The sequence below is a fragment of the Dietzia sp. SL131 genome, from assembly GCF_026672565.1.
GTDB lineage: Bacteria > Actinomycetota > Actinomycetes > Mycobacteriales > Mycobacteriaceae > Dietzia > Dietzia kunjamensis.
On sequence record NZ_JAPPRI010000003.1, the window covers coordinates 3,572,008 to 3,597,202 of the forward strand.

The 25,195-nt window shown below is 71.0% G+C and carries 21 protein-coding genes; 14 read left to right on the plus strand and 7 right to left on the minus strand.

Annotation, left to right across the window (positions count from 1 at the left end):
• Positions 1 to 13: 13 nt before the first annotated feature.
• Positions 14 to 1,804 carry an AMP-dependent synthetase/ligase gene (locus OVA21_RS17775; RefSeq protein ID WP_067714973.1) on the minus strand — a complete coding sequence of 597 codons (1,791 nt, stop codon included), beginning with the start codon at positions 1,802 to 1,804 and terminating at the stop codon, positions 14 to 16.
• A gap of 150 nt (positions 1,805 to 1,954) precedes the next feature.
• Between OVA21_RS17775 and OVA21_RS17780 the strand changes: the two genes are divergently transcribed.
• The 7 genes from OVA21_RS17780 to OVA21_RS17810 all read left to right on the plus strand — a co-directional run bounded on the left by OVA21_RS17780 (position 1,955) and on the right by OVA21_RS17810 (position 10,610).
• Entirely contained in the window at positions 1,955 to 3,166 is a 1,212-nt protein-coding gene (locus tag OVA21_RS17780; RefSeq protein ID WP_082923828.1) for a GAF domain-containing protein, read from the plus strand.
• Positions 3,167 to 3,393: 227 nt separating this feature from the next.
• Positions 3,394 to 4,665 carry an NDMA-dependent methanol dehydrogenase gene (gene mdo, locus OVA21_RS17785; protein ID WP_067714967.1) on the plus strand — a complete coding sequence of 424 codons (1,272 nt, stop codon included), beginning with the start codon at positions 3,394 to 3,396 and terminating at the stop codon, positions 4,663 to 4,665.
• 121 nt (positions 4,666 to 4,786) lie between these two features.
• Positions 4,787 to 5,860 (plus strand): MadB family AAA-type ATPase, encoded by a 1,074-nt coding sequence (locus OVA21_RS17790; protein ID WP_067714965.1) that lies wholly within the window; start codon positions 4,787 to 4,789, stop codon positions 5,858 to 5,860.
• Complete coding sequence (locus OVA21_RS17795; RefSeq protein ID WP_268092981.1) at positions 5,857 to 7,389, plus strand: VWA domain-containing protein; 1,533 nt, start codon at positions 5,857 to 5,859, stop codon at positions 7,387 to 7,389. Before OVA21_RS17790 ends, OVA21_RS17795 begins: the two co-directional genes overlap by 4 nt.
• Positions 7,390 to 7,414: 25 nt before the next feature.
• Positions 7,415 to 8,578, plus strand: a complete 1,164-nt coding sequence (locus OVA21_RS17800) for an iron-containing alcohol dehydrogenase (RefSeq protein ID WP_268092982.1) — start codon at positions 7,415 to 7,417, stop codon at positions 8,576 to 8,578.
• On the plus strand, positions 8,575 to 9,942 hold the full coding sequence (locus tag OVA21_RS17805; RefSeq protein WP_268092984.1) for a sensor histidine kinase: 1,368 nt from the start codon (positions 8,575 to 8,577) through the stop codon (positions 9,940 to 9,942). The genes OVA21_RS17800 and OVA21_RS17805 overlap by 4 nt, the downstream gene beginning before the upstream one ends.
• Positions 9,939 to 10,610, plus strand: coding sequence for a MadR family response regulator transcription factor (locus tag OVA21_RS17810; RefSeq protein ID WP_269502984.1), 672 nt, complete (start codon positions 9,939 to 9,941; stop codon positions 10,608 to 10,610). The genes OVA21_RS17805 and OVA21_RS17810 overlap by 4 nt, the downstream gene beginning before the upstream one ends.
• A 60-nt stretch (positions 10,611 to 10,670) precedes the next feature.
• Here the strand turns inward: OVA21_RS17810 and mftM are convergent, their stop codons facing one another.
• Entirely contained in the window at positions 10,671 to 11,504 is an 834-nt protein-coding gene (gene mftM / locus OVA21_RS17815; protein WP_268092985.1) for a mycofactocin oligosaccharide methyltransferase MftM, read from the minus strand.
• A 214-nt stretch (positions 11,505 to 11,718) separates the two neighbouring features.
• Here mftM and exaC point away from each other — a divergent pair, with 214 nt between their 5' ends.
• The 3 genes from exaC to OVA21_RS17830 are packed head-to-tail and all read left to right on the plus strand — an operon-like array spanning position 11,719 to position 14,406.
• The gene (gene exaC, locus OVA21_RS17820; RefSeq protein ID WP_268092986.1) at positions 11,719 to 13,242 is read left to right on the plus strand and encodes an acetaldehyde dehydrogenase ExaC; all 1,524 of its coding nucleotides are present in this window, start codon (positions 11,719 to 11,721) and stop codon (positions 13,240 to 13,242) included.
• A complete protein-coding gene (locus tag OVA21_RS17825; RefSeq protein ID WP_268092987.1) occupies positions 13,242 to 13,724 on the plus strand; it encodes a DUF779 domain-containing protein in 483 nt (160 codons plus the stop codon). The genes exaC and OVA21_RS17825 overlap by 1 nt, the downstream gene beginning before the upstream one ends.
• A gap of 46 nt (positions 13,725 to 13,770) precedes the next feature.
• Positions 13,771 to 14,406, plus strand: coding sequence for an HD domain-containing protein (locus OVA21_RS17830; protein WP_268092988.1), 636 nt, complete (start codon positions 13,771 to 13,773; stop codon positions 14,404 to 14,406).
• Here OVA21_RS17830 and OVA21_RS17835 read toward each other — a convergent pair.
• Positions 14,403 to 15,977, minus strand: a complete 1,575-nt coding sequence (locus OVA21_RS17835) for an FMN-binding glutamate synthase family protein (protein ID WP_268092989.1) — start codon at positions 15,975 to 15,977, stop codon at positions 14,403 to 14,405. The genes OVA21_RS17830 and OVA21_RS17835 overlap by 4 nt on opposite strands.
• A 104-nt stretch (positions 15,978 to 16,081) precedes the next feature.
• Here OVA21_RS17835 and OVA21_RS17840 point away from each other — a divergent pair, with 104 nt between their 5' ends.
• Complete coding sequence (locus OVA21_RS17840) at positions 16,082 to 16,726, plus strand: maleylpyruvate isomerase family mycothiol-dependent enzyme (RefSeq protein WP_268092990.1); 645 nt, start codon at positions 16,082 to 16,084, stop codon at positions 16,724 to 16,726.
• A 25-nt stretch (positions 16,727 to 16,751) separates the two neighbouring features.
• Here the strand turns inward: OVA21_RS17840 and OVA21_RS17845 are convergent, their stop codons facing one another.
• A complete protein-coding gene (locus OVA21_RS17845; RefSeq protein WP_268092991.1) occupies positions 16,752 to 17,873 on the minus strand; it encodes a glycerate kinase in 1,122 nt (373 codons plus the stop codon).
• Between the two features lie 106 nt (positions 17,874 to 17,979).
• Positions 17,980 to 18,603: a hypothetical protein gene (locus tag OVA21_RS17850; RefSeq protein ID WP_268092992.1), complete on the minus strand. Its 624-nt coding sequence runs from the start codon at positions 18,601 to 18,603 to the stop codon at positions 17,980 to 17,982.
• A 224-nt stretch (positions 18,604 to 18,827) separates the two neighbouring features.
• Between OVA21_RS17850 and OVA21_RS17855 the strand changes: the two genes are divergently transcribed.
• Positions 18,828 to 20,342, plus strand: coding sequence for a bifunctional aminoglycoside phosphotransferase/ATP-binding protein (locus OVA21_RS17855; RefSeq protein ID WP_268092993.1), 1,515 nt, complete (start codon positions 18,828 to 18,830; stop codon positions 20,340 to 20,342).
• A gap of 34 nt (positions 20,343 to 20,376) precedes the next feature.
• Here OVA21_RS17855 and OVA21_RS17860 read toward each other — a convergent pair whose 3' ends face one another.
• Entirely contained in the window at positions 20,377 to 21,528 is a 1,152-nt protein-coding gene (locus tag OVA21_RS17860) for a DUF4185 domain-containing protein (protein ID WP_268092995.1), read from the minus strand.
• Between the two features lie 110 nt (positions 21,529 to 21,638).
• Here OVA21_RS17860 and OVA21_RS17865 point away from each other — a divergent pair, with 110 nt between their 5' ends.
• Positions 21,639 to 22,202 (plus strand): hypothetical protein, encoded by a 564-nt coding sequence (locus OVA21_RS17865; RefSeq protein ID WP_268092996.1) that lies wholly within the window; start codon positions 21,639 to 21,641, stop codon positions 22,200 to 22,202.
• 49 nt (positions 22,203 to 22,251) lie between these two features.
• On the opposite strand, the gene OVA21_RS17870 is transcribed toward OVA21_RS17865, so the two are convergent.
• Positions 22,252 to 23,538, minus strand: coding sequence for a DUF4921 family protein (locus OVA21_RS17870; RefSeq protein WP_268093185.1), 1,287 nt, complete (start codon positions 23,536 to 23,538; stop codon positions 22,252 to 22,254).
• A 235-nt stretch (positions 23,539 to 23,773) separates the two neighbouring features.
• Between OVA21_RS17870 and OVA21_RS17875 the strand changes: the two genes are divergently transcribed.
• Positions 23,774 to 25,192 carry a hypothetical protein gene (locus OVA21_RS17875; RefSeq protein ID WP_268092997.1) on the plus strand — a complete coding sequence of 473 codons (1,419 nt, stop codon included), beginning with the start codon at positions 23,774 to 23,776 and terminating at the stop codon, positions 25,190 to 25,192.
• Positions 25,193 to 25,195: the final 3 nt, after the last annotated feature.

The window sequence follows — 25,195 nt, forward strand, 5'->3', positions numbered from 1 at the left end:
CACGATCGGCGGATTAGGCGCCGGTGTACAGCGACTCGATCTCGCTGTCGAACCGGTCGTGCACGACCTTGCGCTTGAGCTTGAGGGTGGGAGTGAGTTCGCCGGACTCGACGGAGAACTCGGCCGCGAGGATCTTGAACTTGCGGATGGATTCCGCGCGGGAGACCGACTTGTTGGCCCGGTCCACCGCGTCCTGGACCGCGCCGACCAGGTCGCCGTCCTGCAGCAGGTCCGAGACCTCGCCGGTCTTGCCGTGTCTGTCCCGCCACGCCGGGAACGTCTCCGGGTCGATCGTGACGAGCGCCGCGATGTAGCTGCGGTTGTCGCCCACCACGACGGCCTGGCTGATCAGCGGGTCGGAGGTGAGCAGGTCCTCGAGCTGTGACGGCGAGACGTTCTTCCCGCCGGCGGTGACGATGAGGTCCTTCTTGCGACCCGTGATGGACAGGTAGCCGTCGGAGTCGAGCTCGCCGATGTCACCGGTGTGGTACCACTCGCCGGTCCACGCGGCCTCGCTCGCCTCCGGGTTTCGCCAGTAGCCCTTGAACAGTGTCTTGGCCTTGGCCAGGACCTCGCCGTCCTCGGCGATGCGGATTGTGACGCCCGGGATCGGCGTGCCGACGGTGCCGATCTTGGCCCGGTTGGTCGGGTTGACGGTGAGGACGCCCGAGGACTCGGTCAGGCCGTAGCCCTCGAGCAGGTCGAACCCGGCGCCGCGGAAGAAATGGCCCAGGCGGGCGCCCAGCGGCCCACCGCCCGAGATGATGCGGTCGCATTCGCCGCCCAGTGCGTCGTGCAGCTTCGAGTAGACGAGCTTCGAGTAGAGCTTCTGCTTGACCTTCAGCGCGGCCGACGGCCGGCCGCCGTTCTCGAGGGCCTTGGAGTAGTCGATGGCCGTCTGGACGGCGGCCTTGAAGATCTTGGCCTTCGCGCCACCGGCGTTCTCTGCCTTTGCCGCGGCGGAGTTGTAGACCTTCTCCAGCACGCGCGGCACCGACACCAGGAAGGTGGGGTGGATCTCGCCGAGGCGCTCGATGACCTTGGTGGTGTCCGGCTCGTGCGCCACGGCCACGCGCTTGTAGAAGCAGGCCACCTCCAGGATGCGGGCGAGGACGTGGGCCAGCGGCAGGAAGATCAGGGTGCGGCTGTTGGGTACGAACGCGTCCTGGAGCTGCTCCTCCACGGCCACCACGACGCCGCCGAACCCGCCGTGCAGGATTTCGCAGCCCTTGGGTTTGCCGGTCGTGCCGGAGGTGTAGACGATCGCGCAGGGGTCCTCGTGGCCCATCGCCAGCGAGGCCTGCTCGAGCTCCTCGTCGGAGACGGCCGCGCCGGCCTCGGTGAGCTGGGCGACGAGATCGTTCTCGATGACGAGGATGTCGCCCTGCCACTCGGTCTCCGCGGCGAGCACCCCACGCAGGTCGAGGTCCTCGACCACCGCGACGGTCGCCCCGGAGTCCGTGAGGATCCAGTTGCACTGGGCCGACGACGAGGTCTCGTAGATCGGCACCGTCACCGCGCCGACGGACCAGGCCGCCCAGGCGATCAGCGACCACTCGTAGCGGGTGTGGCTCATGATCGCGAGGCGGTCCCCCGGCTTGACGCCGCGGGCGATGAGGCCCTTGGCCACGCCCTTGACCTCCTCCAGGTACTGGGCGCAGGTGACCTCTTTCCAGTCGCTACCGACGCGGCGCAGCACTGCGACGTCGTTCGGGGCCTCCTCCGCGTTCTTGAACACCAGTCTGGCCAGGTTCGGAACGGGGAAGGGCTTCGAGGCGGGAGGGGTGGCGAACTCGGTCGTCATCGCGATCCTTAGGTCATGTGTGGCCTGTACCACTGTCAAGTGTAGAGGGTTGCTCGCCATCCGTGTTCAGCACGGTCTATTTAGATCCGTTTATGAGGGGCGCGTCAGGTTCGTGATCCTCGTTACTGTGATATGGGTTACACTAGCGTCATGTTCGGGGGTACGGGACCCGCGGCGAGCCTGCTGGTGGCCGAGTCGTGGGAGCGCAGCAGGCACCGGGGGATCGACCCCACGGTGGTCGCGCCGTCGGTCGAACTGGAGGGTCCGGACCTCTCCCGCCACGTGGCGCAGCACCGGATGGCGTCGGTCCTCCCGGTGGTCGAGTCCGTCCTCGTCCCGGGGGTGGTCTCCAGCGGGCACATCGTCGCTGTCGCGGACGAGCGGGGACGACTGCTGCGGGTGATCGGTGACCGCGGGGTCAGGTCCCGCGCGGAGTCCATGGCGTTCATCCCCGGCGCGGTCTGGACGGACGAGGCGGTCGGGGCCAACGCGCCGGGGCTCGCGCTGAGGCACGACACCGAGGTGCGGGTCCGCGGATCCGAGCACTATCTTGAGATGGCCCACGAATGGAGTTGTGCGGCGGCACCGGTCCACGACCCCGCCACGGGTGAACTGATCGGGCTCATCGACGTCACCGGCCCGAGCAGCGCCACCTCGGACCAGATGCTCGCGCTGATACGGGCGACGGTGATGCTCGCCGAGGGCGAGCTGCGCACGGCCGCCGGCCTCGTCGTCCCCCGGCGAGGCGGGGTCGACCACCCCCTCGGAGGGCGTGTGAGGCTGCGGGTGCTCGGTGCGGGGGCCGGCGTCCTCGACGGGGACGGCCCGGGAGGCGCGGGGCGTGCCCTGACCGGCAGGCATGCCGAGATCTGTGTCCTGCTCGACGCGAATCCGGAGGGGTTGACGGGAGGGGCGCTCGCGGAACTGCTCGCCGACGACAGGCTCGACGAGGTCAGCGTCCGCGCCGAGGTCTCCCGCCTCCGGCGGGTGTTCGGGCCGGATGTGGTGGCCTCGAGGCCCTACCGCCTGGCCCCGGGCGCTCTGGTCACCGACGTCCGAGAGGTCACGGACGCACTCGATTCCGGGGACGTGATGAAGGCGGTGGCCTCCTATCCGGGACCTATCCTGCCGGCCTCGGACGCTCCCGGGGTGGCCGACCTGCGGCTCGAGCTCCACTCGATGGTGCGGGCCGCGGTCCTGTCCGCTGATCGGCTCCCCGTCCTCAGGGCCTGGGTCGCCGGCGCCGGGCGGGAGGACCTCGCCGCGTGGCGGAGCCTGGCCCGGTCCCGGTACGCGGACGCCTCCACCGTCGCGGCGGCCGAGGCGCGGTGTCGCGTCCTCGATCAGCGCTTCGGGGCGTGAGGGGCGCGGGGATCGCGACGGCGACGGTGGCCTGAATGTCGGGGACGAATCGGCCCGGGCCCGTCCGTTCGGGTAGGTGCGGCGGTGCCATCCGGGTTGTCCGTGTGTGCCGGGTGGACAGAACACCGCAGTAGCTGTTCCGGACAGGGCGGCCGCCGGGCAAGAGTGATCGGTGTCACATTCACCGCCCCGCCGAAGGTGGGGGTCGCTCGAGCAGGAGGCGCACGATGGCGATCGAACTGAATCAGATCTGGGACATGCCGATCAAGGAGTTCCACCCTCTCCCCAAGGCTCTGCTGGGTGTCGGAGCACACGACATCCTCGGCGTGGAGGCCAAGAAGCTGGGGATGACCCGGGTTCTCATCATGACCACCGGACTACGCGGGTCGGGGATCATCGAGGAGCTCAAGGGCAAGATCGAGTATCAGGGGCTCGACGTCGTGGTCTTCGACAAGGTCGAGTCCAACCCGAAGGACTACAACGTCATGGACGCCGCGGCCCTCTACAACTCGGAGAAGTGCGACGGCATCATCTCGGTGGGCGGTGGCTCCAGCCACGACGCCGCCAAGGGCGCGCGCGTGGTGATCGCCCACGACGGCCGCGACATCAACGAGTTCCAGGGCTTCTCCAAGTCCACCAACTTCGAGAACCCGCCGCACATCGCGGTGTCCACCACTGCGGGGACCGGTGCGGAGACCTCGTGGGCCTACGTGATCACCGACACCTCGGACATGGACCACCCGCACAAGTGGGTCGCGTTCGACGACGCCAGCCTGGTCTCGCTGGCGATGGACGACCCGCTCCTCTACTACTCCTGCCCCCAGCACTTCACCGCCTACTGCGGCTTCGACGTCCTCGCGCACTGTTCGGAGCCGTACGTCTCGCGGCTCGACTTCGCCCCGTCGCTGGGCAATGCGTTGTACGCGACCAAACTCGTGGCGGACAACCTCACGACGGCCGTGTACGACCCCCGCAACCTCGAGGCGCGGACCGGGATGATGAACGCGCAGTACATCGCGACGCAGGCGTTCAACTCGGGCGGCCTGGGCATGATCCACTCGATGTCCCACGCGATCAGCGCCTACTACGACACGCACCACGGTCTGAACAACGCGATCGCCCTGCCCCGGGTGTGGGAGTACAACCTGCCGTCCCGCTACCAGCGCTACGCCGAACTCGCGCCGCAGATGGGCGTGGACACCCGCAACATGACGACCGTCCAGGCCGCCGACGCCGCGGTGGAGGCCGCCATCCGGTTGTCCAAGGACGTCGGTATCCCCGACAACTTCAGTCAGATCACGCCCGGGCTGTACGAGAAGAACCAGATGGACACGGGCAAGTACAAGGGCAAGGGCGACAGGATCGACACCTCGGCGGAGAACATCCGCCGGATCGCCGAGCACATGATGGGGGACGCGTGCACCCCGGGCAACCCGCGTGAGTCCACGGTCGAGTCGCTGATCCCGATGGTCGAGCACGCCATGACCGGGTCGTACTGACCGTCTCGCGCCGGCAGGTCGCACTAACCCCACCAGGTCCTCCCCGGGGGCGGGCGAGCGGATCCGTCCCGCGCGCCCCCCGGGGGGACACCACCATCCAGAACACGGGAAGGGCCCGACCATGGACGTCATCGACGATCGCCCCGACGAGGTGGGTCCCGCGGACGCGGTGATCGACGTGGAGGTCCTGCAGGAGGCGCTCCGCGGGACGGGCTACATCATCGACCGGGAACTCGCGACGGTCGTGCACCTGGCGACGGTCCTCGACAGGCCGCTGCTGCTGGAGGGGCCGGCCGGTGTGGGCAAGACCGAGCTGGCCAAGTCGCTCGCCTCCGCGTTCGGTCGGCGGCTAGTCCGGCTGCAGTGCTACGAGGGACTCGACGACGCCCGGGCACTGTACGAGTGGGACTACGCCAAGCAGTTGCTCCACGTCCAGATGCTCCGGGATCGGATCACGGTGGAACTGCAGGTGCACGAGGATCTCGCCGCCGCCTCTGCCGCGCTGGCGGAGATGGAGGTGGGGATCCACGGTGAGGACTTCTTGGTCACTCGGCCGCTGCTCGAGGCGATCATGTCCGAGGACCCGGTGGTCCTGCTCATCGACGAGATCGACCGGACGGAGGAGTCGCTCGAGGCGATGCTGCTCGAGGTGCTCGCGGAGAAACAGGTGACGATCCCGGAGCTCGGCACCTACCGCGCACGCACCACCCCCTGGGTGATCCTCACCTCGAACGACACCCGGGAGCTGTCGAGTGCCCTCAAGCGCCGGTGCCTGCACTTCCACGTGGACTTCCCAGACGCCGCACGGGAGACGGAGATCGTCCGATCCCGCGCACCGGAGGTTCCGGAGACCGTGGCGGCCGATGTGGTGGAGAAGGCGCGGCGACTGCGCGAGATGCCGCTGCGCAAGCCTCCGTCGATCTCCGAGGTGGTGGACGCGGCCCGCGCCGCGTCGGTGTGGGGAGGAGACGGTCCGGAGCTCGGCTGGGTCCTGTCCGCCGCCCTTCTGAAGTACCGGTCCGACGACGATGTCGCCCGCGGCGTGCTCGGCGGTGGGGGCGCCCCCGGAGAGGAGCCGGCAGGGAACGGGCGGGACATGAGGGCGGCCGCCGATGCGACCGGGGCGTCGACCTCCGCCGCGTTCGGGGCCGGTCGGGCCCGCAGCGGGGCCGGGCGCGGGACCGGACGGCGATGACGACCGGGACGGCGTCCCGCCTCTCGCCCTCGGATGTCCTTGACATCGCCTCCGTGGCGTTCGGCCGACTCCTCAGGGAGCGCGAGGTGGCGGTCTCCCCGGCCGAGGTGGTGGAGCTGCGGACAGTCCTCGCGATGGTCGGGACGTCCCGGCCCGAGGCCCTGCGGGCGGCGCTCCGTGCGGTGACGGTCAAGTACCAGCGGGAGAACCGGGGATTCGACGCGGTGTTCGACCGCTTCTTCCTGGGCGTGCTGACCACCCGTACCGAGGACGCCGGAGGGGCCCACGGCGGCGCCCCGCAGGTGGGCGGACTGCCCGACGAACTGGAGCTGGACACGGACGAGTCCTCGCCCTCCACCCCGTCGGACCTGGACCCGGCCGAGATCGGGGATCTGGTCGAGGGAGACGAGACGAGCCGGCGGAACGAGGACATGCACTACGACGACTCAGACTTCTCGACCGCGACCGGGGAGGAGGAGTTCGCGGTCCAGGAGGGGGCGGAGCGGTGGCAGTCCTCGGTCACCTACGAGATCGAGGTGGACCGCGCGTCATCGGACCATGTCGGCGAGATGGGGTCCTCCGCGATCTCGGTGTCCGGTGAGGAGTCGTTGGAATGGGCGGACGCGCTCGACGTCCTGCGGACCCTCGACGGCTACGACGCCCGTCAGGTGTATGCGGCGCACGGTGACGACGGCGGGGATCTGAGAGGCGAGCAGGCGGGGATGTTCGTCGACGCGGTGCTCGCGTTCCTGAAGAGCCTCCCGGAGGACGCCACCGACGGACGTGTCGACGACGACGAGGTCCGGGGTGGCCGGGAGGTGACCGACAGCGCCGACCTCGAACGCGCGTCCCACGAGGTGATGCGCCGCATCCGTGGCGCCCCCCGCCGACGATCGCGACCGTTCGCCCGCGGACTGCTCGATTCTCGCTCCACGTTGGGTCGGGCGTGGGCGACGGACGGCGAGGCGTTCACGCTCATGAACCGCACCCGCGTGCCGGGACCGCTCAAGCTGCTGATCCTGGTCGACGTGTCGCTCTCGGTCCGTCCCGTGACCGGTTTCGTCCTGCGCCTGGCGCAGAGCCTGCACCGCAAGGTCAACCGGTGCTCGGTCGTGGCCTTCGTCGACCGGCCGGTCGACGTGACGGACCTGCTCCTGTCGTCCTCGGGTGACGACGCGCTGGCCACTGTCCTGGCAGCGCCGGGACTCGACCTCGAGGCCAGCAGCGACTACGGGCGGATGTTCGAGCAGCTGCTCGATCGGTACGGCGGTCTCATCGACGCCCGCACCTCGGTCCTCATCGTGGGTGACGGGCGCAGCAACGGCCTCGATCCGCGGGCGGACCTCATGGGGAGGATCAGCAGGAGGGCGCACCGCGTCGCCTGGATCACGCCGGAGGCCCGCCGGTACTGGAATCGACACACCTGCGGGCTGAGCGCCTACGTGCAACACCTGGACGGCGTGGTGACGGCCCGGGATCCGGCGGAACTGTCCCAACGGGCAGGTCTGCTGGGAAGTTCTCTCGCCTGAGATGCCCCGGGCCTATCGTGAGGTCATGTCGTCGGAAGGCCGGGTGGCGAAGTTCCACGCGCCGGAGATCCTCTTCGGCTTCGGAGCCCTGCCCGAGGCGGCCGTCGCCGCGATGGGGCTGGGCGCACGTCGCCCCCTCGTCGTCACCGATCCGTGGCTCGAACTCACCCCGTGGCCGGGGACGGTGCTCGAGGGGCTGCGCGCGCAGGGTGCGACCCCGGTCGTGTGGTCGGACGTGCAGCCCAACCCGCGGGCTGCCCAGATCCTCGCCGGCGCGGACGCCTATCACGCTTTCGGTTGCGACGTGATCGTGGCGGTGGGCGGCGGCTCCGTGATCGACGCGGCCAAAGGGATCGCCCTGGTGGTCTCCAACGGCGGGCACATCCTCGAGTACGAGGGAGTCGACAGGGTGCGGCTGCCCCTGCCCCCGGTGGTGGCCGTGCCGACGACCGCCGGTAGCGGCGCCGACGTCTCACAGTTCTGCGTGGTCAACGACTCGGACCGGCGCACCAAGGTGACCATCGTGAGCCGCTCCCTGGTGCCGGAGGTGACGGTCATCGACCCGGCCACGCACGCGACGGTCCCGCCCGGGGTGGGCGCGGCCACGGCCATCGACGTGCTCTCGCACGGGGTGGAGGCGTACTTCTCGCGCGCGGCGGGCCCGCTGACGGACTCCCACGCCCTGCGGTCCGTGGAGCTGTGCGCGCGGTCGCTCGACAGGCTCGCGGCCGGCGAGAGGCTCAGTCACGTGCAGTTGGAGGACATGGCGCTGGCGTCGCTCGAGGCGGGGATGGCGTTCAGCAACGCCGTGCTGGGGGCGGTCCACGCGATGAGCCACCCGGTGGGCGGGCGGTACGACTCGTCCCACGGCCAGATCAACGGGGTCCTGCTGTCCCATGTCGTCCGACACAACGGGGTGGTGATGCCTCCGGACCGCATGGCCGGCCTGGCGCGCGCGGCCGGCGTCACCGTCGGTTCCCGGGGCGGCCAGGTGACGGACCGGGTCGCGGACCGCTTCCGGGACCTCTCCGCGTCGGTCGGGATCCCGTCGGGACTCTCGCTCCTGGGAGTCCGGGGCGAGGACATCCCCACGTTGGCCGCGCACGCGCTCGACGATCTCTGCATGGCCACGAATCCGCGTCCCGTCACCCTCGAGGACGTCGAACGGCTCTATCGGGAGGCGTCATGACCGAGGGGCCCACGGACCTGGACTCACTCCTCGGCCTGCGGTCGGTCAAGAGAAGTTTCTTCGACCAGTACCGTGCGGCCGAATCGCGGCTGCGACGGTCCATGCACGCACTCGATCGCGTCTCCGGGGCGCTGGTGCGGACCGCCGAGGGGCCCGAGGAGTTGATGCTGTCCGTCCTCAGGGTCGCGTACGACCAGCTCGACGCCCAGTGGGCGCTGGTGGCCCTCCGGGACGGTCAGCTCCCGTCCGTCGAACCACGGCACGTCCTCGTGGACCCCGAGGGGCGCTTCGTGGCGTTCGAGGGGCGGGATCTCGCGCCGGTGCCGGACGGTCTGCCCAAGGGTGTGGTCAACGTCCTGCTCGCGGTGCTCCGGGGCGGCCGCTCCGCCGAGGTGGCCGAGGCCGGCGGCCCCGACGCGGTGACCGTGCCGCTGATCCTGCACGGCGGGGTGATCGGCGGGCTGGCGTCGTGGCGCCACCCCGGGAGACCGGCCGATGACATCGACACCGTGGTCCTGCGGATCCTCGCCGCGCAGGCGGCCGTGGCCCTGCACAACTCCGTCCTGTTCCGGGACAAGGAGACGCTGCTCGCGCGGGCGGAGGACGCGTACGAGGAGGCCCGGGGGCACGTGGTGGAGCTGTCCCGGCGGAACTCCGAACTCGAGATCGCCCACCGGGAGCTCGACGCCGCGCATCGCCAGCGGATCCTCGACGTGGAACGGTCGCGGATGGCCCGGGAACTCCACGACAGCGTGTCCCAGCTCGTCCTCGGCGCGGGGATGCATCTCCAACTCGGCCTCGACGCGGTGGGACGGGCCGAGCAGCAGCGGCCGCTGCTCGAGAAGGCGGTGCATCTGACCGACCAGGCCGTCGAACAGTTGCGGTCCGTGATCTACGCCCTCCGCACGATCGACGACGGTGACGGGAGCCTGAGTCGGCTGATCGAGGATCTCTGCCGCCTCCACGTCCCGTCGAGCATGTCCACCGAGGTCAGGCTCCTCGGCAGCGAGTTCCCCACGACCCACGAGATCGAGCACGAGTTGCTCCGGATCGCCGGTGAGGCGCTCGCGAACGCCGCGAGACACTCGCGGGGGAACGGAGTGGTGGTGACTGTGGACTTCAGTGACGAGGCCGTGGGTCTGACCGTGGAGGACGACGGCGAGGGCCGGCCGGAGGACCTGCGCCACCTGCTCGAAGCCGCCCGGACCGGGTCCCCCGACGAGCGCCACGGGCTGGTCAACATGAGGGAGAGGGCGGAACTGGTGGGGGGCGTGATGAGCATCGCGGAGTCCGAGCTGGGCGGGGTGGCGATCACGGTGGTGGCGCCCCGCGTCGACGGTGCGGACCGGCGGCCGGTCCGATGACCCCGTCGGCGGCCGGCCCCATGACCCCACCGGCGACGATCCGCACCGTCCTGGTGGACGATCACGCGGTCCTCCGAGAAGGGCTGCGGCTGATGCTGCAGCGGGAACCCGATATCGAGGTGGTCGGGGAGGCGTCGACCGCGGACTCGGCGCTGGAGGTCATCACCTCGACCCGCCCGGACGTCGCGGTGATCGACCTCAAACTAGGGAGCGGCTCCGAACTCGACGGACTGCGGGTCTGTGCAGCGGTCCGGGACCTGTTCCCCGACGTCGCCCCGCTGGTGCTCACCACCTTCCTCGACAAGGCGATAGTCGTGCGTGCGGTCCGGGCCGGAGCACGTGGGTACGTGGTCAAGAACGTGGATGTCACCGAGCTGGTGACCGCCGTCCGGTCGGTGTCGGCGGGGCAGAGCGCCTTCGACACCCGGACCGCGTCGATGGTGCTCGACGCTCTCAAGGGCGGGGGCTCGGCGTCCGAGGCCCTGTCGGCCCGGGAGATCGAGGTTCTGACGCTGCTGGCGGAGGGGATGTCGAACAAGGAGATCGGTCAGGCCCTGTTCATCTCGGCCACCACCGCCAAGTTCCACATCAGCAACATCCTGCGCAAACTCAAGGTCTCCCGGCGTGCCGAGGCGGTGTACGTGGCCAGTCGGCAGGGGTTGCTCTGACCGGCGACGGGCGGGGGTGGGAGGCGAGCGGGGCTGGAGTAGGGCGGGTGGCGAGAGGACTCACGTGTCCACCACGAGCCATCCCCCGTGGTGTTCGTCGACCCTCGTCCGGGTACCGGCCGACCGGCCGTGTCCGACCGTCGCGATCCGGGCGGCCAGGCTCGTCAGTGTGGGGATGTCGAAGGTCCGGACATGCCCGTACTGTGCCACCGCCACCGCCTCGAAGGGGACGGCGATCACCAGACGGCGTCGCGCCAGACGGAGGGCTTCGCGGACCATGTCCCAGCCGGCGTCCTCGTCGAGGTGCTCGAGGACGTGGACGAGGTAGACGGTGTCCGCGGTGTCCGTCGCCAAGGGAGTCGTCCGCGCGTCGAGACAGACGGGGGTCGGCAGGGTGTCACCGGCCGGTGCGCAGGTCCGGAGCAGCTTGAGGACGGTGGGGTCCAGATCTGCCGCGATGGTCCCGGCCCCCTCCCGTGAGAGCCGCAGGGACAGGAACCCGAAGCAACACCCGATCTCCAGCGCCGAGTCGCCGACCAACTCCGCCACCGCCCGGTCGTGGACCGGGGAGAACGGGCAGTGGCCGTTTGTCAGTGCTGCGATCGAGGACCGGTAGTAGTCGGACCAGCACTCCTGCCAGCTCCCGTCCCGGGAGGTCACGAGCGCGGTCACGGCCCGGTGGAACTCGTCCACGGTGTGGAGGACCCCGGTGTCGAGCAGGTCTCGGGACATGGCCGGGATCACCGCCTCGCTCACCTCGTCGTGGCTGAGGTCGTGCCCGATCCGTACCCGATGGGCGTCGGCCACGACGGTGAACGCCCCGAAGCGTCGGCCCGGTCCGCCCCGGATCGCGGAAATCTCTCGGGTCGCCCCGGGTCTCGCGGTGGTCTCCATGGGGGCTGACGGTAGGGCGGTCGGGACGTCCGCGGCGAGGGGATGCGGTGGATTCCGGCAGGTCGAACGGGTGGGGGCCTGTCCGGTCGGGCAGTGCCCGCACGGAGTCGGACGGAATCGTCCGTCGTGCAACGTTGCTGCAACCCCGCCGCGGATAGTGTCCTACATCACAGCGACGACCACGGGGGTCGCGCGGAGGAGAAGGAGGGGCACGATGCCCGTTTTCGCACAGCCCGGCGCCGATGGTTCGGTGATGTCCTACGAGAGCCGCTACGAGCACTACATCGGCGGCGAGTGGGTGGCACCCGTCAAGGGCGAGTACTTCGAGAACGTCACCCCGATCACCGGTCAGGTCTTCTGCGAGGTCGGCCGCGGCACCTCCGAGGACATCGAGGCGGCCCTGGACGCCGCGTGGGCCGCTGCGCCGGCGTGGGGCGCGAGCTCCGCCACGGAGCGGTCGCTGGTCCTGCTCCGGATCGCCGATCGCATGGAGGAGAACCTCGAGAAGATCGCGCTCGCCGAGTCGTGGGACAACGGCAAGGCGATCCGCGAGTGCCTGGCGGCCGACATTCCGCTGGCGATCGACCACTTCCGCTACTTCGCCGGCGCGATCCGCGCCCAGGAGGGCGGCATCTCCGAGATCAACGGGGACACCGTCGCCTATCACTTCCAGGAGCCGCTCGGCGTGGTCGGCCAGATCATCCCGTGGAACTTCCCGATCCTCATGGCGGTCTGGAAGCTGGCCCCGGCCCTGGCTGCCGGCAACTGCGTGGTGCTCAAGCCGGCGGAGCAGACCCCGGCATCGATCCTGTTCCTGATGTCGGTCATCGGCGACCTGCTGCCGCCGGGCGTAATCAACGTGGTCAACGGCTTCGGCACCGAGGCCGGCAAGCCGCTCGCGTCCAACCCGCGCATCCGCAAGGTGGCCTTCACCGGCGAGACCACCACGGGCCGGCTGATCATGCAGTACGCGTCCGAGAACCTCATCCCGGTGACCCTCGAGCTCGGCGGCAAGAGCCCCAACATCTTCTTCGAGGACGTCATGGACGCCGACGACGGCTTCCGTCAGTCCGCGCTCGAGGGCTTCGCGATGTTCGGCCTCAACCAGGGCGAGGTGTGTACGTGTCCCTCGCGCGCGCTGGTGCAGAAGTCGATCATCGATGACTTCACCGACCTCGCGATCGAGCGGGTCAGGCAGATCAAGACCGGAAATCCGCTCGACACCGAGACGATGATGGGCGCCCAGGCCTCGACCGACCAGCTCGAGAAGATCCTGTCCTACATCGACATCGGCAAGCAGGAGGGCGCCGACGTGCTCACCGGCGGCGGCCGCGCCGAGCTCGAGGGCGATCTCGCCGGCGGCTTCTACGTGGAGCCGACGGTCTTCCGCGGCCACAACAAGATGCGCCTGTTCCAGGAGGAGATCTTCGGCCCGGTGCTCTCCCTGAGCTCGTTCACCGACTTCGACGACGCTATGATGATCGCCAACGACACCCTCTACGGTCTCGGCGCCGGCGTGTGGTCGCGCAACGGCACCACCGCCTACCGGGCCGGCCGCACCATCCAGGCCGGCCGGGTGTGGACCAACACCTATCACCAGTACCCGGCCCACGCGGCGTTCGGCGGCTACAAGCAGTCCGGCATCGGGCGCGAGAACCACCGGATGATGCTCGACCACTACCAGCAGACCAAGTGCCTGCTCGTGGGCTACTCGGGCAAGCCCCAGGGCTTCTTCTGATGGACGACGTGTGCGGGTTGCCCTCGGGCGGGAGCGTGCGCATCGCCGCGCGGGCGCTCCCCCCGGAGGGCGCGCCCGCCGACCTACCGCCGCGCCTCGTGGCGACCGAGCCGGCCGTCGAGCTCATCCGCGAGCTCGTCGACCGGCACGGCCCGGTGATGTTCCACCAGTCCGGCGGGTGCTGCGACGGCTCGGCGCCCATGTGCTACCCCGACGGCGAGCTCCGCGTGGGGCAGCGCGACGTGTTGGTGGGGGAGCTGGACCTGGCACCCGGGGTCCGCGTGTGGATCTCGGGCTCCCAGTTCGAGACGTGGAAACACACGCAGTTGGTGCTGGACGCGATCCCGGGACGGGGCTCGGGGTTCAGCCTCGAGAACCCCACCGGCAAGCGGTTCCTGTCCAGGGCCCGCACGTTCGACACCGCCGAGCTCGCCGCACTCGAGGAGTTCCCGCCGAGACTGGGCTCGGAGCTGCAGGAGTAACCCGATCCGGCGCGGATCAGCGCAGGTTCGGCGGTAGAGTCCGACCATGGACACGGATCGCACGGCCTCCGCTGACCCGCTCGACGTCCCCGTCGGGTTCCTCACCCCCGAGCTGCGGGCTGACCTGCTGAGACGCTGGAGCGAGCCGCAGCGGCGGTACCACAACGAGACGCACCTTCGGGCCGTGCTCCGGGCCGTGGACGCGCTCGAGGCGGACGGGGAGACCTTCGACGCCACGGCGGTCCGGCTGGCCGCGTGGCTGCACGCCGCGGTGTTCGATCCCGCGGGCGCGGAGAACAACGAGAAGTCGGCGGCGCTGGCCGAGGAACTGCTCGACCCGGCCGCGCCCGTAGAGGAGGTCGCGCGCCTCGTCCGCCTGATGGGCGGGCACCGGGTCGAGCCCGGGGACCTCGACGGGGCCGTCCTCTCGGACGCCGACCTGGCCGTGCTGGGCGCCGACCCGGAGATCTACGACACCTACGCCGCGGACGTGCGGCACGAGTTCGCCCACGTCCCGGGCGACAGGTTCGTCGCCGGGCGGATCGCCGCTCTCGAGGGACTGCTCGAGCGCAGGTCGGTGTTCCTCACGCGCGCGGGTCGCGACATGTGGGAGAAGCAGGCCCACGCCAACCTCAATCGCGAGCTGGGCCTGCTGCGCGCGGGGGCCGCCGGGGGCGACTAGTCCGGTTCGACGCCCGGCGGGGTGATCGCCGCGGTGTGCTCGGCGACGCCGGCGGCGACCATGATCTCGGTGACTGCCCGCGCGTCGTCCGGCCCGGGCAGCCCCCAGCCGTCGCCGTAACCGTAGATCTCGGCGAGCGTGTGCGAGTCCCGGGTGCCGCGGGCGAGTTCGACATCGGTGGGCCCGATCAGGCCGGGGTGGGGGACGCCGACGGCGCCCGCGACCTTGACGAGCTCGCGTCGTAGCGACCGGATGTAATTGGAGCAGCGTTCGGCCATCGCGGTGGGCTCCACCCCGCGCACCAGCCACGGGTTCTGCGTGGCGACACCGGTGGGGCAGCCGCCGGTGTGGCACTTCTGCGCCTGGATGCACCCCACCGACAGCATGGCCTCCCGCGCGACGTTGATCATGTCCACGCCCAGTGCGAGCGCGACCACGGCGTTCTCCGGGATGCCGAGCTTGCCGGCGCCGATGAACACGACGTCATCGGTGAGTCCCGCCTCGGCGAAGATCGAGTACACGCGCGGGAAGCCGAGGCGGAAGGGCAGGGACACCGCGTCGGTGAACACGAGCGGACCGGCGCCGGTGCCGCCCTCCCCGCCGTCGATCGTGATGAAGTCGACGCCGCGGTCGCGCGGGAGCATCGCGGTGGCGAGTTCCTCCCAGAAGGTCATGTCGCCGATGGCCGACTTGATGCCGACGGGCAGGCCGGTGCGGTCGGCGATGTCCTCGACGAGGTCGAGCATCGAGTCGACGTCGCTGAACGCGGTGTGCCGGGAGGGGCTCGCGCAGTCCTCGCCCATCGGGATCCCGCGGATCGCGGCGATCTCCTCGCTGATCTTGGCCGCGGGGAGGAGTCCGCCCAGGCCGGGTTTGGCGCCCTGGGAGAGCTTGATCTCGATCGCCCGGATCGGGTGCTTCTCGGTGAGCGCGACCAGCTTGTCGATGTCGAACCGGCCGCGGTCGTCGCGGACCCCGAAGTAGGCGGTGCCGATCTGGAAGATGAGGTCCGCGCCGTTCTGGTGGTAGGGGCTCAGGCCGCCCTCACCCGTGTTGTGGAGGGCTCCCGAGAGGGCGGCACCCCGACCCAGAGCCTCGACCGCGGGCGCGGAGAGCGAGCCGTAGCTCATCGCCGAGATGTTGACCAAAGAGTCCGGCCGGAACGCGCGAGCCCGGCCGCGGGCGGCGCCGAGCACCTTGGCGGGCGGGAGCGGGAGCTGCTGTCCGGAATGGGGGAGCGCGGACAGGGTGACGTCACTGAAGGTGCGCTGTTTGATGATCGGGTAGCCCTCGAGGAACTCGATATCGTTGTCCGTACCGAACCCGAACGTGGTCCCCCGGGACTCGGCGGACTCGTAGATCCAGTCGCGCTGATCCCGGGTGAACGGCCGTTCCTCGTCGTTGCTGGCGACGATGTACTGCCGCAGCTCGGGTCCGATGGCGGTCAGCGCCATGCGGGCGTGTCCGAGGACGGGGAACGTCCGCAGGATCGGGAACCTGGTCTGCCGCAGGTCCGTGGCCGCGACCGCGGCCAGGGCGGCCAGGGGCGCGCCGAGGAGCCACTTGCGCATGTCGACCTCCAGTCGGGGGCGGGGACGGTTCCATCATGGACCACACCGCCGGGCGGGGCCGCGTGGTTCGATGAGACCACCCCAACCGCGACGGAGGAGTTCTCATGGGCCGCACCCGTGCCGACCGGGACCGACTGTGGGCGGCGATCCACGTGGAACGCGCGGCCCTGGCCGACGAGCTGGGGGCATTGCGCGACGCGGAGTGGCGCACCGGGTCGCTGTGCACCCGGTGGAGCGTGGAGGAGGTCCTCGCCCATCTGACGGCGGTCGCCCGGACGGGCCGGGTCCGGTGGGTCCGCAGCATCGTGGGTGCGGGGTTCGACACCGACAAGCACAACCGGCGGAGGATGCGGGAGCAGCTCCGCGACAGCCCCGGCGGGACGCTGGAGAACTTCGTCGACTCGTCGTCGCTCCGCGTGTCACCCTTCGGGGACCCCGCGGCGTGGCTCGGCGAGACGATCGTGCACGCGGAGGACATCCGCCGGCCCCTCGGCCTGACCCGTGCCTACCCGGTCGATCCCCTGACCGGGGTCGCGCGGTTCTATGCGTCGCGGGATTTCGCGGTGAACAGCGCGAGGCTCGTGAAGGGACTGCACCTACGGGCGACCGACGGGCCGTTCGAGGCCGGCGCCGGTCCGGAGGTGGAGGGGCCGACGCTGGCGCTGGTGATGGCCATGGCGGGCCGGCCGGTGTACCTCAACGAGCTGTCCGGCGCGGGCGTGGACGACCTGCGCGGGCGAATCGGCTGACCGCACCGCCGTTGACAACGCCGCCTCAGGGCAGGATGCGTGAGACGACCTCGGCCGCGACCTCCTCCAGCAGCGGCCCCGCGTTGGCGATGGAGCTGGCGAGGTCGGGTTCCCGTTCGGTGAGTGCGGCTGCCGCCGCGAAGCCGGCCTCGGCGACCCGGTCGGCCTCGAGATCCAGGCGGCCGCACACCGCGACGACCGGGACGGCGTGTGAGCGGCACAGCGCCGCCACACCCATCGGGGTCTTGCCGTGCATGGTCTGGTCGTCGAGTCGGCCCTCGCCCGTGATCACCAGGTCGGCGGCGGACAGGACGTCCTCGAGCCCGGTGAGGGTGCCGAGCACCTCGAAACCCGGGTCGAGGGAGGCCCCGAGCAGTTCGCGGGCGATGAAGCCGACGCCGCCGGCCGCGCCGGAGCCCGGGGCATCCGGGTCGACGTCGAGCCCTTGGGCGCGCAGCACCCGGACCAGGCGGGACAGGCCTGCCTCGAGTGCGTCGAGCTGCTCCGGAGTCGCGCCCTTCTGCGGCCCGTAGACGCGGGCCGCGCCCAGCGGTCCCAGCAGCGGATTGTCCACGTCGCAGGCGACCAGGATCCGGGCTGCGCGGACGGCCGGGTCGAGACCGTCGAGGTCGATCCGGTCGAGGTCCACCAGCGCGCCGCCACCGTCGGGCAGTTCGTCGCCGGAGGCGTCGAGGAAGCGCGCGCCCAGTGCGGCGAGCATCCCGGCGCCGCCGTCGGTGGACGCACTGCCCCCGATGCCCAGGTGGATGTTGCCCCGGCCGGATCTCAGGGCGGCCAGCATCACCTCTCCGACGCCGCGACTCGAGGCCGCCAGGGGGCGGGCGTGGCCACCGGGAAGTCGCAGCAGGCCGCAGGCATCCGCCATCTCGACGAACGCGGTGTCGGGGTCGATGGCGGCGAACGAGGTCTCGACCGGCTCGCCGGTGGGGCCTGACGCCGTGACGGGCACGGTGCGGGCGCCACCGGCGACCATCACCTCGAGGCTGCCGCCCCCGCCGTCGGCGACGGGGCGTTCCAAGACATCGGTGTCGGGGTGTGCCCGACGGGCACCCTCGGCCGCGTGATGGCAGGCCTCGACAGCGGTGAGGGAGCCCTTGAAGGCCCCGCAGGCCACGACGATGGTCACACCTGCATCATCCCCCATGAGTGTCGGCGGACACACGACGGCCCGGGATCGTGAGGGGAGGGTCACGATCCCGGGCCCGGAAGGCGCGTCGTCGACGCGGGGTTGATCAGCCCAGCGAGCCGAAGTCCATCCCGGCGTCCGCGTTCACGTCGGCGGTGACCGTGCCGGTCTGGCCGGTGGTGTCGTCGCCGTCCTCGGCGCCGGAGCTCAGGCCGGCGAGTGAGTCGCTCAGCGAGCCGGTCTCGGCGGCGGTCGCGACGCCGCCGGGGTCCTCAGCGGTCCCGTCGCTACCCAGCGAGCCGAGATCCAGCGAGCCGCTGTCCGCGTCGTCGGCGGTCTCCTCGTCGTTGGCGGAGCCGGTAGCCGACCCGGTCTGGGTGTCCTCCTCGGACCCGCCGGAGCCGGAGTCGCCGTCGATCAGGGCGCTGCCGGTGTTCGGCGAGACGCCGAGGCTGCCGAGCTCGACCGAGCCCGGGTTGGGGGCCTCGGCGTCGAGGTTGAGGTTGAAGGTCAGGCTGCCCAAGTCGAGCGCCAGGTCGGTGTCGAGGGCACCCTCGAGGCTGCCGTCCTCGCCTGCCAGGTCCTCGAGGCTGGCGGTGGGATCGGTGGGGGCCTCGGTCTCCGCGGCGGCCAGGCCTGGGAACGCGATGGCGGCACCGAGTCCGAACGCGCCGACGGCGGCGATCTTCGCGGTGGTGCGGTTGGTGGTCTTCCGGTGAGTGTTCGTCATAGAGCACGTCTCCGATCTAAATCGACCCCGATGTCTCTCATCGCGGGCACCCCGGTCGGAAGCGAGGTGCGTCGGCGACCCTACAAGCGGTCCGGGAGAGCGCAAGGGGTCCGGATCGTGAGGGCGCGTTGATGTAACACTCCGGTCACTCGCGTGTACCCGGGGGGTCGGGCGGGTCCGTCGGCCGCGCCACGGGTGGCGTCGTGCCTGCCTAGGCTGGGTCCATGACCGTGTCCGGAGCATCCGATCCCGCGACGCCGGGCCCGCCGGGCCTCGTGGAGACCCACAGTGCACTCATCATCCTCTGGGGTGACGAGGCTCACAAATTGCGCAAGCCACTGGATCTCGGCTTCCTCGACAACACCACTGTCGAGGCGCGTGCGGAGCAGAGCCGCCGCGAGGTCGAGCTCAACGGCCGACTGGCCCCGGACGTCTACACCGGCGTGCTGGAGGTGAGGGGTCCCGACGGCGAGGTGATCGACCACGTGGTGCGGATGCGTCGCCTCCCGGCGCATCTGAGCCTCGCCGCACTGGTGCGATCCCGGCAGGAGGGCTCGACCGGGGGCGGCGATACGGACATCGTGGCCGGCATCCGCGAGGTGGCCCGGCAGATCGACCACCTCCACGCCGCCAGCCCCCGCTCGGACGAGATCGACGCCGCGGGCTCCCCCGCCGCGGTGGCGCGGTTGTGGGCGGAGTCCCTCGACCACCTGTGCGGACTCGACGTCGGCAGGGACGCCCCGGAGATCGTCGACGACATCGCGGACCTGGCGTCGGGCTACCTGCGGGGGCGGGCCCCGCTCCTGCGGTCCCGCCTGGCGGCCGGCCGGATCGTCGACGGCCACGGGGACCTCCTCGCCGCCGACGTCTACCTCACCGACGACGGACCGCGGGTGATCGACTGCCTCGAGTTCGACGACCGGCTCCGGTTCGGCGACGCGATGCTGGACGTCGGGTTCCTGGCGATGGACCTCGACGCCGCGGGGGCGCGGGACCTCGCCGTCGTACTCCTCGAGGCCTACCGCGACTTCTCCGGCGACGACGCCCCGCCTTCGCTGGTCCACCACTACATCGCCTACCGTGCCCTGGTCCGCTCCAAGGTGACCGCCATCCGCGCCGAGCAGGTCGGCGACGGGGTCGCCGGCGGCGAGGCCCGCCGGGCGCTGGAGTTGGCGGACCGGGCGGTCGACTCTCTGCTGCGGGGCCGCGTCCGTCTGGTGCTGGTGGGCGGGGTGTCCGGGTCCGGTAAGTCTACGCTGGCCGCGCCGCTGGCCGAGGCGCTGTCGGCGGACCTGCTGCGTTCCGACGTGGTCCGCGGGGAGATCGCCGGCGCCGCCGCCGACCGGTATTCGGACTCGGCGATCGACGCGGTCTACACGGAGATGCTCGCCCGCGCCGCCGGGCTGCTCGCGCAGGGGCGAACCGTGGTGCTGGACGCCACCTGGCTGGAGCCACGGCGCCGCGCGGAGGCCGAGACCGTGGCCGTGGACGCGCACGCCGAGCTGGTGGAGATCGCGTGCATCGCGCCCCGCGACGAACTGGTGCGGCGGATCACCGCGCGGGCGACCGCGGGCGCCGACCCGTCCGAGGCCACGGTGGAGGTCCTGGACTTCCAGCTGGTGGCGACGCCGCCGTGGCTGGATGCGATCGAGGTGGACACCGTCGGACTCGACGCGCGCGACCGCTCCGCCGTGCACCGGTGGGCCGAACGCGAGCTGGGGCCACTGCCCTGGGCGTGAGCCGTCGGGGCCCCTGGTCCACCGGGCCCCTGGCTCAGCCGCGCGGCGGGCGCGGGATCGAACCGACGAACTGCATGGACCGGTACGGCCACCCGGCGGGCCCGGCGGCCGAGTCGTGGGTGTTCCACTGGCTCACCACGAAGTGCCACTCCTCCGGCGTGGATCCCGGCACCGGGCAGCCGCAGTAGAGCTGGGCTACCCGCGCGGGCCCGGCCCCGGGGTCGGAACCGTCGGACTCGTCGCCCCACGCACTCCCGCGCAGGAGCGTGGTGTGCGTGGTGACCGAGCGGTCGAGCAGGTCGGCCCCGATGTGCGGGAACGTCAGACAGTCGATGCGGTAGTGCTCGGCATCGAAGTAGGTCAGGGTCCAGAAGCCCTCGCACCGACGCAGGTACATCTCGCCGATCCGGCCGGGCAGCACGATGGTCGTGGGATTGCCCCAGCCCCAGGCGCCCTTCCGGAAGCCCCAGGTCTGCCACCTGCGGACGTCGGGGTCAGCGAGGTGCTCCTCACGCACCCGCATGAGGATGACGCCCTTGTCACGTTGGAACCCGGTGGACAGGACGTAGACGAACCCGTCCCCGCCGAGCTCCCACGTCCACAATTGGCGATGGCCGCCCTCCAGGAGGGGCGAGAACTCCGCCCCGGTGGGCTCCCAGGTCCGGCCGTCGTCGGTCGACCGGTGGATCCGGGTGCGGGTGACCGCGCCCAGGCCGTCGTTGACCATGACGTGCAGGTACATGGTGTCGCCGATGGTGAGCACGTCGCTCGGGAGGACGGTCGAGCAGCCGCGGCCGTGGACGTAGTCGATCAGTTGGGCGGCGTAGTCCCGCGGGCCCGGGCCGGCGGCGTCCGCCCACTCGAGACCCCGGGACGGGTCGGCGGTGTCGGAGAACAACCCGACCGGGGAGCGCCAGTCCGGGTTTTCGGGACCGGGGCGCTCGTCCGTGGTGGGGGCACACTGCTCGATGCCCGGGTGCGGACGCCCCACATGGGGGGCGCCCATCCCGGCGCCGGCGAAGGTGTCGCCGAAGACCGCGAGCAGGCGACCGGACGGGGTCCGGGTCAGGATTCCCAGATCCGTCCCCTCCATCCCGAATGCCGTGGTGATCGCGGGTCCGGTGAGGTCCCGGACCTTGCGGGTGGCCGGCGAGGGGGCCCCGGTGGGCGGAGGCGGATCCGTCATGGGGCCGACGCTACCGCGCAACCGTTCGGGCGGCACCTGACTCGTTGTCAGGTCACAATTCTGGCGAAGCGGACCCCACGTCCCGATCCGCGAAGCGTATGGTCTTCGGCGTGACCCACCCCTTCGCACGGGCCGAGCGGGAGCTCGTCCCCGGCCACTGGCTCGGCCCCGCCGCCGTTCTGGCGCTCGGGTGTGCCACGGCGTGGACCCTCATAGGGTTCGGACACGGCGCACCCCTGGCCGCCGCGGTCCTCGTGACCTCACTGTTGCTGGCCCTGTGGAACTCTCCGCTGCGGGCCTCCGGTCACGAGCCGCTCCGGGCCGTGCGGTCCGTCGCCGACGCGGGTCGCGCCGTGGTGGTGCTGTGGCGGCCGGGATGCCCCTACTCGTCGGCGCTGCGTCGTCGGGCCGCCCGCGAAGGGCTCGAGGTCCACTGGGTCAACATCTGGCGGGACGAGGACGCCTACCAACTGTGCTGCAGGATCAACGGCGGCTCGCAGGAGACCCCCACCGCGATGCTGCTCGACGGGGGCCTCGCCGCCCCGGTGGTGATCCCGGCCTCGGTTCCGGGCATCCGTGAGGCCACCGCCGCCCCCGCGCGAGCCGTCATCCCCACGCGGGTCATCACTCCCGCCTCCGTTCGACCCCGCAGTCTCGGCGTCCGCGGCTACTGATCCGACCGTCCGCCGGCCGGGCAGTGCGACCGCCTCGTCGTCGTCGCCCTCATCGCCCGTACCGCAGTGACCCCCGCACGTCCCCACACTCGGCGCCCACCGCCATGTCGGCGATCCGGCCCTGCGCCCGCAACTCCACCAGGCGCGGTACCACCCGGTCACGCAGGCCCCACGGGTCGATCGTGTTGACGTAGACGCCGGTCGCGCCCTCGAAACCGGCGGGGGTCGAGATGCGCCACTTGAGGACGACCCGCCACGGCATGGCCACCTCGCCCAGCCCGGGCGGACGGGTGTGCCACTCCTCGTTGCACGGCACCAGCCGACCCGTCGCCGCATGGCAGGCGTGCAGCAGGTCCGAGACGCCGCGCAGCTCGGCAGGCGAGTGCTCCCACGGCGCGCTCGCCGCCGACCGCGAGTAGACCACCAGTGCGGGGTAGCGGTGCCCCACGCCCGCCACCGCGACTGCGTGCTCGTTGGACGCCAGTACCAGCTGCTCGGACGCGGCGTGGTCCACGCCAAGCCGGTTGTAGAGGTCGGGGTCGCCGCCCAGCGCGGTCGCCTCCCGGGCGGTCTTGCCGGGGATCTCGTCGATCGCCACCAGCTGTTTGTGCAGGTGCGCGAAGGAGGCTCCCGCCGGCGCGAGCCAGTTCTGGAACACCGACACGTACCGCGCGTGCGGGTTGTCGCGGTACAGGCCCCGCATCGCGTGAACCGTGAAGGCGGTGAACTGCTCGTGCTCGGCGGGGGCCAGGTCGCCCGACGCGGCGTGGCGGTCGGTGGCGGTGGCACCGTCGGTGAGATGACGGCGCGCGACCACCACGTCGTGACAACCGCCGAAGAAGCTCTCCGAGTGCGCGGCCAGCTGGGCCGAGCCCATGGCGTCGACGGCCGACGGGTCGCCCTGTGCTGCGGCGATGCGGGCGCGGACCAGCGCGCGGACGTGCTCGGCGCCGGACGGGGTCGCGAGGTACGCGGCCTGGTGGGCGGCCGCGCGGGCGGGGATGCGGTAGCCGTGCACGGCCTTCCAGTAGTCCAGCGAGACGATCTCGAAGAGATTGCCGAACAGCCGGAACTCCGGGCTCGTGGCGTCGAGCTCGTCGGCGGCCACCTCCTCGAGCACCCGCCAGGTGTCGCCGTCGCGGACCACGCGCGCCTTCTCCGGGGTGGTCTCGCGCATCCGGGTCACACAGAACGCGCAGTGCGCCTCCGCGGCGGACGGGTCCACCGCCGTGACCCGCCCGGGGGAGTGGTCGATGGGCCTGTGCGCCCGGCCGGGCACGGTCCACACCTCGGTGCCGGTGAACGGATTGGTCTGCTTGACCGTGCCGTCCGCCATGCGGCGAAGCGTCGGGACCGGGGATGACAGGGTGTGGGGCGCAGTGGTCACCCATCGAGCCTAGGCGGCACCAATCCGCTGACGTGGTCAAGTATATTTCGTTTCACCGGTAGTAATGTGATCTAGGTAACAGTAATCTGAGTTTTCACGATGTTTAGGACAGGTAAGGGGATCGGTGCCAGCGATCCGCTGCAGCCTCCGGCAGAAGCAAGGGCCACCGAGAGAAGGATCGACTATGTCTTCGACACGCGCACGACACCTGAGGGCGGCGGCGCTCACCAGCGCAGCGCTGCTCGCTGCCGCCGGTTCGCCGGCGATCGCCACTGCCCAGACCGGATCGCTCAACGGGGAGCTCGGTCTGAACCTCGAACTGCTGCTCGGATCGGCCGGGTCGGGTGAGGGCGGCTCGCTCGACGGAGGCATACCGAGCGGCTCGCTGGATCCCGGCTCGCTGGAGTCGTTGTCCGCCGGTTCCGATGCCGGTTCGGATGATCAGTCGGGGCCCGGTTCACTGGACCCCGGTTCGCTGCAGCCGTTGTCCGCGGGATCAGACGCCGGCTCGGACGACGGGTCCACCGAATCGGATGAGCTGCCGGGGCAGGGCTCGTTGGACCCCGGTTCGCTGCAGCCGTTGTCCGCGGGATCAGACGCCGGTTCGGATGATCGGTCGGGACCCGGTTCACTGGACCCCGGTTCCGCCGAGGGCGGATCGCTCGTGGCCGTGACTCTGCTCCTGGCGCTCGGATCGTCCGGATCCGAGGGGGGTAATGGCTCGCTGGCGCCGTTGTCGGCCGGTTCGGATGAGATGGGTTCGGATGGCGGGTCGGATAACGAGCCCGGGGAGGGGTCAGTCGACCTCGGTTCACTCGCGCCCGGGTCCCTTGCTCTGGGCTCCCTGCCCCTCGCATCGGTAGGAGGATCGCTGGCGCCGCTGTCGTCCGGTTCCGATGCCGGGTCGGATAACGAGCCCGGGGAGGGGTCAGTCGACCTCGGTTCACTCGCGCCCGGGTCCCTTGCTCTGGGCTCCCTGCCTCTCGCATCGGTGGGGGGATCGCTGGCGCCGCTGTCGTCCGGTTCCGATGCCGGGTCGGATAACGAGCCAGGGGAGGGTTCGCTCGACGGGTCGTTGGAGGGGTCCCTCAACGGGGGGTCGCTCGCACCGTTGTCGGCCGGGTCCGATGAAGGATCGTTGGAGGAAGGGTCGTCGGAGGGCTCCCTGCCGATGGGATCTCTCGAACCGGGTTCGGCCGCGGGGTCGCTCGCGCCCCTCGGTTCCCTCACGGCATCGCTGGCTCCACTCGGATCGGCGGGTTCGGCTGCGGGGTCACTGCCGCTGCTGCTGCCTGTCGCGCTCATCGGCGGTTCGGTGGCTGCTGCACCGATGATCCTCCAGGTGGGCGCGGACATGGGGATCGCCCTTCCGCCGCTGCCGGGCTTCCCCGCTCCGGTCGCGGCAGCGCCACCGGTGGCCGCGCCGCCGGTGGCGCCCGGGCCCTCCATGCCTAACGGGCGTGGAGGCGAGCCGGGTGTCGCCGGGGCCGGAGGCGCGGCGGTGGGCATCAATGCCGCCATCGTGATGACCGGATCGTTGGGCGACTACGAAGTGGCGCTGCCGGAGGGTGTCACGTTGCCGCCAATGCCGTTCATTCGGTGAACT